Origin of the sequence: Caballeronia sp. LZ024 (assembly GCF_031451455.1) — a bacterium.
In the GTDB taxonomy this organism is placed as follows: Bacteria; Pseudomonadota; Gammaproteobacteria; order Burkholderiales; family Burkholderiaceae; genus Caballeronia; species Caballeronia telluris.
The window spans coordinates 207211-220952 of record NZ_JARUXL010000004.1; the positions used below are offsets into that span (position 1 = coordinate 207211).

At 63.8% G+C, this 13742-nt stretch carries 12 protein-coding genes; 11 read left to right on the forward strand and 1 reads right to left on the reverse strand.

The window, feature by feature from the left end:
• Positions 1 to 38: 38 nt before the first annotated feature.
• From QCE48_RS23155 to QCE48_RS23190, 8 genes are all read left to right on the forward strand, one after another.
• Positions 39 to 1805 carry an iron ABC transporter permease gene (locus QCE48_RS23155; RefSeq protein ID WP_309782446.1) on the forward strand — a complete coding sequence of 589 codons (1767 nt, stop codon included), beginning with the start codon at positions 39 to 41 and terminating at the stop codon, positions 1803 to 1805.
• A complete protein-coding gene (locus QCE48_RS23160) occupies positions 1798 to 2865 on the forward strand; it encodes an ABC transporter ATP-binding protein (RefSeq protein WP_309782448.1) in 1068 nt (355 codons plus the stop codon). Before QCE48_RS23155 ends, QCE48_RS23160 begins: the two co-directional genes overlap by 8 nt.
• 155 nt (positions 2866 to 3020) lie before the next feature.
• A complete protein-coding gene (gene hutH, locus QCE48_RS23165) occupies positions 3021 to 4550 on the forward strand; it encodes a histidine ammonia-lyase (protein ID WP_309782449.1) in 1530 nt (509 codons plus the stop codon).
• Positions 4547 to 5242, forward strand: a complete 696-nt coding sequence (hutC, locus tag QCE48_RS23170) for a histidine utilization repressor (protein ID WP_309782451.1) — start codon at positions 4547 to 4549, stop codon at positions 5240 to 5242. Before hutH ends, hutC begins: the two co-directional genes overlap by 4 nt.
• Positions 5242 to 5835, forward strand: coding sequence for a HutD family protein (locus tag QCE48_RS23175; protein WP_309782453.1), 594 nt, complete (start codon positions 5242 to 5244; stop codon positions 5833 to 5835). Before hutC ends, QCE48_RS23175 begins: the two co-directional genes overlap by 1 nt.
• A complete protein-coding gene (locus QCE48_RS23180) occupies positions 5832 to 7211 on the forward strand; it encodes a formimidoylglutamate deiminase (RefSeq protein ID WP_309782454.1) in 1380 nt (459 codons plus the stop codon). The genes QCE48_RS23175 and QCE48_RS23180 overlap by 4 nt, the downstream gene beginning before the upstream one ends.
• 29 nt (positions 7212 to 7240) lie before the next feature.
• Positions 7241 to 8044, forward strand: coding sequence for an N-formylglutamate deformylase (gene hutG, locus QCE48_RS23185; protein WP_309782456.1), 804 nt, complete (start codon positions 7241 to 7243; stop codon positions 8042 to 8044).
• A 188-nt stretch (positions 8045 to 8232) separates the two neighbouring features.
• On the forward strand, positions 8233 to 8544 hold the full coding sequence (locus QCE48_RS23190) for a DUF4148 domain-containing protein (protein ID WP_087631279.1): 312 nt from the start codon (positions 8233 to 8235) through the stop codon (positions 8542 to 8544).
• Between the two features lie 85 nt (positions 8545 to 8629).
• Here the strand turns inward: QCE48_RS23190 and QCE48_RS23195 are convergent, their stop codons facing one another.
• Complete coding sequence (locus tag QCE48_RS23195; RefSeq protein ID WP_309782459.1) at positions 8630 to 9334, reverse strand: TetR/AcrR family transcriptional regulator; 705 nt, start codon at positions 9332 to 9334, stop codon at positions 8630 to 8632.
• A 349-nt stretch (positions 9335 to 9683) separates the two neighbouring features.
• Here QCE48_RS23195 and QCE48_RS23200 point away from each other — a divergent pair, with 349 nt between their 5' ends.
• From QCE48_RS23200 to preA, 3 genes are all read left to right on the forward strand, one after another.
• The gene (locus QCE48_RS23200; RefSeq protein ID WP_309782460.1) at positions 9684 to 10976 is read left to right on the forward strand and encodes a Zn-dependent hydrolase; all 1293 of its coding nucleotides are present in this window, start codon (positions 9684 to 9686) and stop codon (positions 10974 to 10976) included.
• A 97-nt stretch (positions 10977 to 11073) separates the two neighbouring features.
• On the forward strand, positions 11074 to 12408 hold the full coding sequence (locus tag QCE48_RS23205; RefSeq protein ID WP_309782462.1) for an NAD(P)-dependent oxidoreductase: 1335 nt from the start codon (positions 11074 to 11076) through the stop codon (positions 12406 to 12408).
• A gap of 38 nt (positions 12409 to 12446) precedes the next feature.
• Entirely contained in the window at positions 12447 to 13733 is a 1287-nt protein-coding gene (gene preA / locus QCE48_RS23210; RefSeq protein WP_309782465.1) for an NAD-dependent dihydropyrimidine dehydrogenase subunit PreA, read from the forward strand.
• Positions 13734 to 13742 lie beyond the last annotated feature (9 nt).

Below are 13742 nucleotides of genomic sequence, written 5' to 3' on the forward strand. Positions count from 1 at the left end.
TTTTCTTCGATGCGCTTGCAAGGCGCAGGGGGACACTCATGCTTACATCCAGCACAAACGACCCGGGCACGGTCTTGTCGACCAACGGCGAGGGCAAGGTGCCGAAGCTGCCCGAGGGCGGCTTTCGCGGCCTCGCCGCGATGTTCCGCTGGATCGTGATTGCGGTGTTGACGGTTGCGGTGTTGCTGCCGCTTTCGTTCATCGTGTTCCAGAGCCTCTTGAACGCGCCGTTCTTCGATGTCAACAAGACGCTCGGCATCACGGGCTTCAAGTTCATTTTCGACGATCCCGATTTCTGGTCGGCGGTAAAGAACTCCTTCATTATCGCGGGCGGCATGCTGTTCATCTCGATCCCGCTCGGCGGCATTCTCGCGTTCCTGATGGTGCGCACCGACCTGCCGGGTCGCCGCTGGCTCGAACCGCTTCTGCTTACGCCGGTGTTCGTCTCGCCGATGGTGCTCGCGTTCGGCTATGTGGTTGCCGCTGGTCCGGTCGGCTTCTATTCGGTGTGGTTCAAGGAAGTGTTCGGGGTTGAAAATGCGCCTTGGTCCATCTATTCGATCTTCGCGATCACGATCATCGTCGGCTTGACGCATGTGCCGCACGTGTACCTGTATTCGTCGGCGGCGTTGCGCAATCTCGGCTCGGATGTCGAGGAAGCGGCGCGCGTCGCGGGCGCACGGCCGTTTCGCGTCGCGCTCGACGTCAGCCTGCCGATGACGATGCCCGCGCTGCTCTTCGCAGGCGTGCTTGTGTTCTTCCTCGGCTTCGAAGTGTTCGGCCTGCCGCTCGTGCTCGGCGATCCCGAAGGGCACCTCGTGCTCGCCACGTACCTCTACAAGCTCACCAACAAGCTCGGCGTGCCTTCGTATCACCTGATGGCGGCGGTCGCCGTGTGCATCATCGCGATCACGTTCCCGCTCGTGCTGCTGCAACGACGCCTGCTCAAGAGCGCGAGCAAGTTCGTCACGGTGAAGGGCAAGGCGGGGCGCCAGACCGTACTACCGCTTGGCGCATGGCGCTGGGTCGCACTCGCGATCGTCACGCTGTGGCTCTTTCTCACCGTGTTCGTGCCGCTCTCGGGCATCGTGCTGCGCGCGTTCGTGACGAACTGGGGCGAGGGCGTCGCGTTGCGCGAAGTGCTCACGGTCGCCAACTTCGTCGATCTCTTCGAGCAGGACAACCTCGTGCGCGCGATCCTCAACACGCTCGGCATCGGCGTGATTGGCGGAGCGCTCGCGGTCGGCTTCTATTCGCTCGTGGCGTTCGCGGGACATCGTCGCAACGACTGGGGCACGAAGCTCCTCGACTATCTCGTGCTGCTGCCGCGCGCCGTGCCCGGCCTGCTCGCCGGTCTCGCGTTCCTCTGGATCTTCCTCTTCGTGCCCGGCATCAAGGAACTGAAGAACTCGATGTGGAGCATCTGGATCGCGTACACGGTCGTGTGGCTCGCTTACGGCATGCGCCTGATTCAAAGCGCCTTATTGCAAGTCGGCCCCGAGCTGGAAGAAGCGGGACGCAGCGTCGGCGGCACGCGCGCCCGCGTGAGCCTCGACGTGACGCTGCCGCTCGTGCGGTTCGGTTTGCTTGCCGCGTGGCTTTTGATCTTCATGATCTTCGAGCGTGAATATTCGACGGCGGTCTACCTGCTGTCTCCCGGCACCGAAGTGATCGGCGCGCTGCTCGTCTCGCTGTGGGCGACGGGTGCAGTCGATCAGGTCGCGGCCCTTTCAGTCATCAACATCGCGATGGTCGGCGTCGGTCTTGCCGTGGCATTGCGCTTCGGAGTGAAACTTCATGGATAAGCTCATCGTCGACAATCTGTTCCTGAGCTACGGCACCAATCCGATTCTGAAGGGCGTGTCGTTCGAACTGAAGGCAGGCGAGGTGGTGTGCCTGCTCGGTGCGTCGGGCAGCGGCAAGACCACGCTCCTGCGCGCGGTGGCGGGCCTCGAACAGCCGTCGGAAGGCCGCATCAGCCTCGACAAGCAAGTCTTCTTCGATGGCGCGAAGCACATCGATTGTCCCGTCGAGCAGCGCTCGCTCGGGCTCGTGTTCCAGTCGTATGCGCTGTGGCCGCACAAGACGGTCGCGGACAACGTCGGCTATGGACTCAAGCTGCGCAAGGTGTCGGGCGCGGAGCAGAAGCGCCGCGTGCAGAGCGCGCTCGATCAGCTCGGCCTCGGCCATCTCGCCGCGCGCTTCCCGTATCAACTGTCGGGCGGGCAGCAACAGCGCGTGGCGATTGCGCGCGCGCTCGTCTATAACCCGCCCGTCATCCTGCTCGACGAGCCGCTCTCGAACCTCGATGCCAAGCTACGCGAAGAAGCGCGTGCGTGGCTGCGTGAACTGATCGTGTCGCTGGGATTGTCGGCGCTTTGCGTCACGCACGACCAGACCGAAGCGATGGCGATGTCGGACCGCATCCTGCTGCTGCGCAACGGCCGCATCGAACAGGAAGGCACGCCCGCGGAACTCTACGGCTCACCACGTTCGCTCTACACCGCGGAATTCATGGGCAGCAATAATCGCATCGACGCGAAAGTGAAGTCGATCGACGGCGAACGCGTGATGCTCGCGGGCGACGGCTTTCAGCTCGAAGCACGCGCACGCGAAGCGTTGCAGCCGGGACAGGACGCGCAGGCTGTGATCCGCCTGGAACGCGTGCAGGTCGCGGACGGCCCCGGCGCGAACCGCGTACAAGCGAATCTCGTGACGTCGATGTATCTCGGCGACCGCTGGGAATACGTGTTCCATTGCGGCGACCTGCGCTTTCGCGCATTCGGTCACACGCCGCGCGGCCCGGGCAACCATTGGGTCGAGTTTCCCGCCAACGACTGCTGGGCGTTCGCTCAAGCCAGCTAGATCCAGACCCGTTCTGTCACATCCAGCATCGCTTTTAGACGTCGAATCTGTATAGACAACGGCTCGCAAAGCGTCAGTGAATTCCCTAATGACCTCTTGTCTATAAGATTAGGGCCGTTTAGACTTGGCTCTAACTTGTATAGACAGGATGAGCCATGATCAAGCTGACGCCCGGTTTTCTGACGCTGCCGCAATTGCGCCGCATCGCACGCGGTTCCGACTCGCTGGAACTCGATCCGGCGAACTTCGCCGCCATCGACGCGAGCGCTAAGGCCGTCGCCGACATCGCCGCGAAAGGCGAGCCGGCCTACGGCATCAACACGGGCTTCGGGCGGCTCGCGAGCACGCACATTCCCGCGGACCAGCTCGAACTCCTGCAACGCAATCTGGTGTTGTCGCACGCAGTGGGCGTCGGCGAGCCGATGTCGCGACCGGTCGTTCGCCTTCTGATCGCGCTCAAGCTGTCGAGCCTCGGGCGCGGTCATTCGGGCATCCGCCGCGAAGTCATCGACGCGCTCATCACGCTCTTCAATGCCGACGTTTTGCCGGTCATCCCGGTCAAGGGCTCGGTCGGCGCGTCGGGCGATCTCGCGCCGCTCGCACACATGTCGACGGTGCTGCTCGGCATCGGCGAAGTGATGATTCGCGGCGAACGCGCGAGCGCGCTCGACGGCCTGAGCGTCGCCGGTCTCAAGCCGCTGAACCTGCAGGCCAAGGAAGGCCTCGCGCTGCTCAACGGCACGCAGGCGTCGACGGCGCTCGCGCTCTACAACATGTTCGCGATCGAAGACCTGTTCCGCACCGGGCTCGTCGCGGGCGCGCTGTCCGTCGATGCGGCGGCCGGTTCGGTCGTGCCCTTCGATGCGCGCATCCACGACTTGCGCGGTCATCGCGGACAGATGGACGCGGCCTCCGCCTATCGCACGCTGCTCGAAGGCTCGGGCATCAATCTCTCGCACGCCGATTGCGACAAGGTGCAGGACCCGTACAGCCTGCGCTGCCAGCCGCAGGTGATGGGCGCGTGTCTAGACCAGATGCGCCACGCGGCCGACGTGCTGCTGATCGAATCGAACGCGGTTTCAGACAATCCGCTGATCTTCCCCGATACCGGCGAAGTGCTCTCGGGCGGCAACTTCCATGCGGAACCCGTCGCGTTCGCGGCCGACAACCTCGCGCTCGCCGCCGCCGAAATTGGCGCGCTGGCGGAGCGCCGCATTGCGTTGCTGATCGACGCCACGCTGTCCGGTTTGCCTCCGTTCCTCGTGCGCGATGGCGGCGTCAATTCCGGCTTCATGATCGCGCACGTCACGGCGGCCGCGCTCGCCTCGGAGAACAAGACGCTTGCGCATCCGGCTTCCGTCGATTCGCTGCCGACCTCGGCGAACCAGGAAGATCATGTGTCGATGGCGACGTTCGCGGCGCGCAAGCTCGGCGACATCGCGAGCAACACGGCCAACATTCTCGCGATCGAACTGCTCGCGGCGGCGCAGGGCGTCGACTTGCGCGCGCCGCACGAGACCAGCCCGCGCCTCGTCGACGTGATGAAGACGCTGCGCGCGCAGGTCGCGCACTACGATATCGATCACTACTTCGCGCCGGACATCGCGGCGATCGCGAAGCTCGTCGAAGGCGGCGAGATCGCGAAGCACAGCCCGTTCGAGTTCGCGTCGGAACAGACTGCATGAATACGCCTGCCTATCGGGAGATCAAGGACTACATCCTGACGCGCATTCATATCGGCGAGTGGCGGGAGGGCGATCAGGTGCCCTCCGAAAACGAACTGGCGCGCGAGTTCAAGGTCGCGCGCATGACGGTCAACCGCGCGCTGCGCGAACTGACCGCCGAACAGGTGCTCACGCGCGTGCAGGGCGCGGGCACCTTCGTCGCAACACCGAAATATGCATCGACGCTCGTCGAAATCCGCAGCATCTCCGATGAGATCGTCGCGCGCGGACATACGTATCGCGCCGACGTGCTGCATCTGGGCGCATCGATCGTCGACGAACTGCTCGCCGATGAAATGCAGCTTGCGGTAGGCAGTCCCGTGTTTCATTCGCGCGTGCTGCACTTCGAAAACGGTGAGCCGGTGCAGATCGAGGAACGGCACGTGAACCCCGTGCTCGCGCCCGAATATGCGCGGCAGGACTTCACGACGATCACGCCGAACCAGTACCTGATGGCGGCGGCGCCGTTGCAGCGCGTCGAGTACCGCATCGAGGCCGCGATTCCTTCCGACGACACGCGCCGATCGCTCGCGATGAAAGAGCACGAGCCCTGTCTTTTGCTGCATCGGCGCACGTGGTCGCGCGACGCGGTGGCATCGGTCGCGAACCTGTGGCATCCCGGCGATCGCTATCAGTTCACCGGACACTTTTGATGAACCTGATCCGTGGCAAATCGCTCGTGCCGGCGCCCTGGAAGAACGGCGGCGGCGTGACGCGCGAAATCGACGCCGAGCCGAAAGGCGCGGCGCTCGATGCGTTCGTGTGGCGCCTGAGCATCGCGAACGTCGATGCGCCGGGCGCGTTTTCGACGTTTGCGGGCATCGACCGCACGCTGGTGCTGCTCGAAGGCGCGGGCATGCGGCTGCATGAAGCGGACGGCCGCACGCATGTGCTGGACATGCCGCTCGCGATGGCGTCGTTCGCGGGCGAAACACCGATCGACGCGACGCTCGTCGACGGCCCGACACGCGACTTCAACGTGATGGTGCGGCGCGATCGCGCGCGGGCGACGGTGCAGCCGCATCGTCGCGAGTCGCGCACCGTGCTCGCCGATGACGTCACGATCATCTTCTGCGTGCAAGGCGAAATTGCGGTCGCGCTGGACGGCGAAACGCGCTTAACGCTCCAGCCCGACGACACGCTTCGCCTCGATGCATCGACTGCGCGCGAGTGCGTCGTGACTTGCGTACAGCGTGAAGCGTCGTGGCTGCAGATCGGTATCGTCATAACGGACCCTTCACGATGACTTCACTTTTCGCGGATCACGCGCGTCTTCCCGATGGCTGGCAGCGCGACGTGCTGCTCGAATGGAACGACGAAGGTACGCTCGTCGCGGTCACGCCGGACAGTCCGATTCCGCCCGGTACGCCGCGCGCCGCGGGGCCGTTGATCGCCGGCATGCCGAACCTTCATTCGCACGCGTTCCAGCGCGCGATGGCGGGGCTCACCGAATATCGTGCGAGCGTCACCGATACCTTCTGGAGCTGGCGCGACCTGATGTACCGCTTTGCCGCGAAGGTCGATCCGGAGACGCTTGCACCGATCGCCCGCTGGCTCTACATCGAAATGCTGAAGGCCGGTTATACGTCGGTGTGTGAGTTCCACTACGTGCATCACGCGAGCGACGGCACGCCCTATGCGAATCGGGCGGAGCTCGCGCAGTGTGTCGTGGACGCGGCCGGGCACGCGGGTATCGGCATGACGATGTTGCCGGTGCTCTATCAATACAGCGGCTTTAGCAAGAGCGCACCACGCGACGATCAGCGGCGCTTTCTCAACACGCCGGAACAGTTGCTCGACCTGCTCGATGTAATGCGGCGCGCGCGGCCGGAGAGCGGCTCGCGACGTTATGGCGTCGCGCCTCATTCGTTGCGGGCGGTATCGGATGATTCGCTTCGCACGTTGATCGAAGGACTCGATGCGCGGTTCGACCGCGCGCCCGTGCACATCCATATCGCGGAGCAGACGGCCGAAGTCGACGCATGCCTCGCGGCGAGCGGACAACGCCCCGTGCAATGGCTGCTGGATCGCTTCGACCTCGACGATCGCTGGTGCCTCGTCCACGCGACTCACATGGATGCCGACGAAACCGCGCGACTGGCCGCGAGCGGCGCGGTCGCGGGACTGTGCCTCACCACCGAGGCGAATCTCGGCGACGGGCTCTTTCCCGCGCGTGATTATCTCGCGGCGGGCGGCCGTATCGGCGTGGGCTCGGACAGCCATATCGGGGTCGACTGGCGCGCGGAATTGCGGCTTCTGGAATACGGCCAGCGTCTTTTGCGGCACGAGCGTAACGTGCTCGCATCGGCGACGCAGAGCCGTCCGGCGGACCGTCTCTTCGACGCCTCGCTCGACGGCGGCGCGCGTGCGAGCGGCCGCGCGACGGGCGCGCTGATCGCAGGCAAGCGCGCGGACTGGATCGTGCTCGATGCGGATCATCCGGGCATCGCGGGGCACGATCGCGAGACGTGGCTGTCGAGCATCGTATTCGGCGAGCATGGGAACACGCCGGTTCGCGATGTCTACGTGGGCGGGCGTAAAGTGGTCGATGACCGCCGTCATGCGGATGAGGAAGACGCGTTTGCGCGCTACCGCGCGGCGCTGGCGTCGCTCTTGCGATGAGCGCGCCACGAACCTGAGAGACCACGAACATGAACGACTCGACCATTTACACGCTGGAACGCGGCACCGCGCCGCTCCTGATCTCCATTCCGCATCGGGGCACGCGCATTCCCGAAGCGCTCGCCGCCGACATGACGCCCGAAGCGCTGCGCGTCGACGATTGCGACTGGCATCTCGAACGTCTATATGCGTTCGCGAAGGGCCTGGGCGCATCGATCCTGCTGCCTGAATACGCACGCTATGTGATCGACCTGAACCGCCCGCCCGACGATGCGAATCTCTATCCCGGCCGCGATACGACGGGCCTGTGCCCCGTCGATACGTTCGACAAGGCGCCGCTTTATCGACCCGGACGCGCGCCGGATCGCACCCAGATCGACGCGCGGCGCGCGACTTACTGGCAGCCTTATCACGATGCGTTGACGCAGGAACTCGCCGATCTGCGAGCGAAACACGACCGCGTGCTGCTGTGGGAAGCGCATTCGATCCGCTCGGTCGTGCCGCGCTTTTTCGATGGACGCCTGCCGGACTTCAACTTCGGCACCGCGGACGGCACGACCGCCGTCGCGGGGTTGGCGGACATGCTGGCCGAGATCGTGAAGGAGGACGGACGCTACACGGCGATAGCGAACGGTCGCTTCAAAGGCGGCTACATTACGCGACGTTATGGTCAGCCGGACGAGGGCGTGCACTCGGTGCAGCTCGAATTGACGCAAGTGACGTACATGGAAGAGACGCTGCCCTTCGCCTACGATGAGGCGCGCGCCTCGCAAGTCCAGCCTCTGCTCGAACGGCTTGCCAGCGCCGCACTGGAGCGCGTGACCGCCTCATAGCGCGCGCCGATCGCCCCGATAGGCGCAGTAGCACTATTGTGAAACAGACAATAATGTATCGCGCAAATCGGGGTTTCCCCTAGATGAGCCGACGCCTAAACTTGTTTTCAAGCAAAGCGAATCAGAAACTTAATAAAAGCTTCCGGTTACTTGCACTTCTCAAAACAAGATATTGGAGGTTCATCATGATCAAGGCATTCGTTCCCGCACTCGTCATCGCTTCGGCTCTGGCTGCTCCGACGTTCGCGTTCGCTCAAAACAACGCACCCGTCACGCGCGCCGAAGTTCGCGCCGAACTGGTTCAACTTGAACGCGCTGGCTACAACCCCTCGACGGATCGCGTGAATTACCCGCAGAACATTCAGGCAGCGCAAGCTCGCGTGAACGCCGAACAAGGCAACGCGGCGACCGGCTACGGTCCTTCGACCGCCGGTAGCTCGGCTTCGGGTTTGCGCGTTGCACCGACGTCCGGCCCTGACTCGATCTACTTCGGTCACTAAGCCAAAGTGGTTCGACGCGAAGCCCTGGCGGCCTCGCGACGCCTAAAGAAAATCGCCTGACGCTTCCAAGCGTCAGGCGATTTTTTCATGCTCGCGTCGCTTGGACGTCTGTTGGCGACACCGCTCCGCATGCGCGAATCACGAGGCGCACGACTTCTTCCGTCGCGGTATCGAAAGCCTTTTGCGTCAGCGCGCGCTTGCCCTTTAGCGCGCGGATCTGCGCGTCAAAGTCGGCGTAGTGCTGCGTCGTTGCCCAGATCAGAAACATCAACGTCCGCGCGTCGACCGGCGCGAGCAGTCCGCGCGCGACCCAATGTTCGATCACGCTCACCCGCGAATCGAGCCAGGGCTTTACGCGTTCCCCCAGAATGTCCTGCATGTGCTGCGCGCCGTGGATGATCTCGCTCGCCCACACCTTCGAGCCGAGCGGCCGGCGTCTCGACAACTCCATCTTCGCGCGCACATAACCGCCGATCGCCTCGACCGGGTCGTCGCTGCATTCGAACGTATCTGCCGCGCGATGCCAGTCTTCGAAGACGTCTTCGAGCACACGCCGATAGAGCGCGAGCTTGGTCGGAAAGTAGTAATGCAAGTTGGCTTTAGGCAAACCCGCGCGCTCGGCGATCATCGCGGTGCTCGCGCCCTCCAGTCCGCGCTCGGCGAAGACCGCCTCCGCACAGGCCAGCAGGTGGGCTTCGTTCGATTCGCGAATGTGTGCCTTGCGGCGCCGCAAAGGCGCAGCCTCGGTGTCGCTTTCTAAAGTGTTGGCTGCTGCTTCGTCGTGTTTCATCGTTCGGCCTCGCGCGCCTTGCAAGCCCTGTCGCGCTTGCTTCATTCATATCGGTCCATTCGCTTAGAGCGGCTTCATCCAGCGAAGGGGCTTGTCCAAAAACGCCATGTTGCGTTGCAATGGCACGTTTCTCGCTCTGTATTGCAGCACACGAAACACATTGATTTGCTTATTTTAATCGGCTACAACCTGTCCAACCGGACAGGATTCGCCAAGCAGCGAAACGTAGCATCAGGATCATCCCTTAGAAAGAAAAAACGTGCACCGGCTACGTGCGGCTGCGCCCCACGATGCTACGCGGATGCACCAGTTTCATGTCCCCTCATTCATGATTGAAGGAGCGAGTCGAATGAACGCGGTAACGGATGCAACCACGAATGCAAACGAAGCGGCTGGTCTCGATACATCGCTCAAAGTGAACGGTCAGCGCTTGTGGGACAGTCTGATGACGATGGCTAAAATCGGCGCGACGCCTAAAGGCGGTGTCTGCCGTCTCGCCCTGACTGATCTAGACCGCGAGGGCCGCGATCTCATCGTGAGCTGGGCGAAGGAGGCGGGCTGCACGATCAGCGTCGATCAGATGGGTAACGTCTTCATACGCCGCGCGGGACGCAACCTCGATGCGCTGCCGGTCATTACGGGCTCGCACGCGGATTCGCAGCCGACGGGCGGCCGTTTCGACGGCATCTATGGCGTACTTGGTGGCCTCGAAGTGATCCGCACGCTCAACGACCACGCGATCGAAACCGAACATCCTGTCGAAGTGGTGATCTGGACCAATGAGGAAGGCTCGCGCTTCGCACCGGCGATGGTCGCTTCGGGCGTGTTCGCGGGCGTCTTCACGCTGGACTATGGCCTCTCGCGCAAGGACGTGGACGGCAAGACGATCGGCGAGGAATTGAGGCGCATCGGCTATGCGGGCGATGTGCCGTGCGGCGGACGTCGACTGCATGCGGCTTTCGAGCTTCACATCGAACAGGGGCCGATTCTCGAAGCGGAGAACAAGACGATCGGTGTAGTGACCGATGCGCAGGGCCAGCGCTGGTACGAGATCACGCTGACGGGCCAGGAAGCGCATGCAGGCCCGACGCCGATGCCGCGCCGCAAGGACGCGTTGCTCGGCGCGTCGCGCGTGGTCGATCTCGTCAACCGCATCGGCCTCGATCATGCGCCGCTCGCCTGCGCGACGGTCGGCATGATGCAGGTCCATCCGAACTCGCGCAACGTGATTCCGGGCCGCGTGTTCTTCACCGTCGACTTCCGTCATCCCGACGATGCCGTGCTCGCGCAGATGGATGCCGAGCTGCGCGAAGGCGTTGCGCGCATCGCGGACGGCATCGGCCTGCAGACCGAGCTCGAACAGATCTTCTACTACGCGCCCGTCGCGTTCGACGCAGCCTGCGTGAAGTCCGTGCGCGCGGCTGCGGAACGCTTCGGCTATTCGCATCGCGATATGGTGTCGGGTGCGGGACACGACGCGTGCTATCTGTCGCAGGTTGCGCCCACGTCGATGGTCTTCGTGCCTTGCGTCGACGGCATCAGTCACAACGAGATCGAGGACGCATCGCAGGAATGGATCGAGGCGGGCGCCAACGTCCTGCTTCACGCGATGCTCGGACGCGCATCCGAACCGGCCTCGTAAAGCCTGATCGACTTCGCTGTTGCAGGGCCGTGCCGGGTTCGCGCTTGCGCGAGGCCGGCGGGCACGGCTACGTCTTCATCTTGACGAAGGAACGCGTATGACCATGAAGCAAACCGGCGATATCGCGGCGCATCGCCTCTCGCAGGAACAGCTCGCCTGCGAGTTCTCCGACGTCGCGCCCTTGCTCGACGCGACCGCCGCCGCAGCGGCATCGAGCCGTTGTCATTATTGCTACGACGCGCCGTGCATTCAGGCATGCCCGACGTCGATCGACATCCCGAGCTTCATCCGCAAGATCGGCAACGGCAACCTGAAGGGCGCGGCGACCGACATTCTCTCGGCCAATCCGCTCGGCGGCATGTGCGCGCGGGTCTGCCCGACCGAGATCCTTTGCGAAGGCGCATGCGTGCGCAATCACCCGGGCGACAAGCCGGTCACGATCGGCGCACTGCAGCGGCACGCCACCGACTGGGCGATGGCGCGCGGCGAACATCTGTTCAAACGCGCCGCGGATACGGGCCGGCATATCGCGGTCGTCGGCGCGGGACCAGCGGGCCTCGCATGCGCACATCGCCTTGCGCTTGCCGGCCATCGCGCGACGATTTTCGATTCGCGCGCTAAGCCCGGCGGTCTGAACGAATACGGCATCGCGGCGTATAAGACCGTCGAGGACTTTGCGCAGCGCGAAGTCGAATGGCTTTACTCGATTGGCGGCATCGAACTGAAGCAGGGCATGACGCTAGGCCGCGATGTGACGCTCGACGATCTTCGCAAGCAATATGATGCGGTGTTCCTCGCGATCGGACTTGGCGGCGTGCGTGCGCTTGCGCTCGATGGCGAAGCGCTCGAGGGCGTGATGAACGCGGTCGATTTCATTGAGCAAGTACGGCAGGCCGACGATCTCGCGACCGTGCCCGTTGGGCGGCGCATAGTGGTGATCGGCGGCGGCAACACGGCAGTCGACGCGGCGGTGCAAAGCCGCAAGCTCGGCGCGGCATCGGTGACGATGGTGTACCGGCAGGGCGTCGAACAGATGAGCGCAACCTGGGCCGAGCGCGAGTTCGCGCAGATGAACGGCGTCACGCTCGTCACGCATGCGCGGCCGGTACGCATGATCGGCGCCGATGGTCGCGTGAGCGCCGTGGAGTTCGAGCGCGAGGGCGAGCGCTTCACCATCGAAGCCGACATGGTGTTGAAGGCGATCGGCCAGACGCTTGTCGCTATCGGACTGAATAACGAACTGCTGACCTTCGACGGCAACCGCATCGCCACCGATGAAAACCGTCAAACGACGCTCGCAAAAGTATGGGCCGGCGGCGACTGCGCGACGCACGAAGGACTCGACCTCACGGTGCAGGCGGTGCAGGACGGCAAGCTCGCGGCAGCGTCGATCGATGCTTCGTTCGCGCTGACCGCGATCAAGGCCGCCTGACCGGCAACATACACGAACACAATACGGAGCCCATCGACATGGCCGACCTGCGTTGCACGATTGCCGGCATCACTTCGCCGAATCCTTTCTGGCTTGCGTCCGCGCCGCCCACCGACAAGGCCTACAACGTCAACCGTGCCTTCGAGTCGGGTTGGGGCGGCGTCGTGTGGAAGACGCTCGGACTCGATCCGCATGTGGTGAACGTCAGCTCGCGCTATGGCGCGGTGCAGTGGAACGGCCAGCGCATGGCGGGGCTGAACAACATCGAGCTGATCACGGACCGCCCGCTCGACGTGAACCTGCGTGAGATCGCGCAAGTGAAGCGCGACTGGCCCGACCGCGCGCTGATCGTCTCGCTGATGGTGCCGTGCAACGAGCGCGACTGGAAATGGATCCTGCCGCTCGTCGAAGACACGGGCGCCGACGCCGTCGAACTCAACTTCGGCTGTCCACATGGCATGAGCGAGCGCGGCATGGGCGCCGCAGTCGGCCAGGTGCCGGAGTATGTGGAGATGGTTACGCGTTGGGTCAAGGAGGGCACGAAGCTGCCGTGTCTCGTGAAGCTCACGCCGAACATCACCGACATTCGCGTCGGTTCGCGCGCCGCGTACAAGGGCGGCGCGGACGGCGTGTCGCTCATCAACACGATCAACTCGATCGTCGCGGTTGATCTCGACGAGATGGCGCCGATGCCGACCGTCGACGGCAAGGGCACGCACGGCGGCTATTGCGGACCGGCCGTCAAGCCGATCGCGCTCAACATGGTCGCGGAAATCGCACGCGACATCGAAACGCCGAACCTGCCGATCTCGGGCATCGGCGGCATCACGAACTGGCGCGACGCCGCCGAGTTCATCGTGCTGGGCGCGGGCAGCGTACAGGTGTGCACGGCGGCGATGCACTACGGCTTTCGGATCGTCTCCGATCTCGCCGACGGCCTCTCAAACTGGATGGACGAGAAGGGCTACGCAACGCTCGACGACATCCGCGGCCGCGCGGTGCCCAACGTCACGGACTGGAAGTACCTGAACCTCAAGTACGACATCAAGGCGCGCATCGACCAGGACAAATGCATCAAGTGCGGCCTGTGCCACATCGCGTGCGAAGACACGTCGCACCAGGCGATCACGCGCGAGAAAGACGGCGTGCGTCACTTCGACGTGGTGGATGCCGAATGCGTCGGGTGCAATTTGTGCATGCATGTTTGCCCGGTCGAGCAATGCATCACGATGGAGCGCGTGGACGCGGGTGAATACGCGAACTGGACCACGCATCCGAACAACCCGGCGCGCATCGATGATGAAGAGCCCGCCAAGGCGGCTTGACATTGAAAG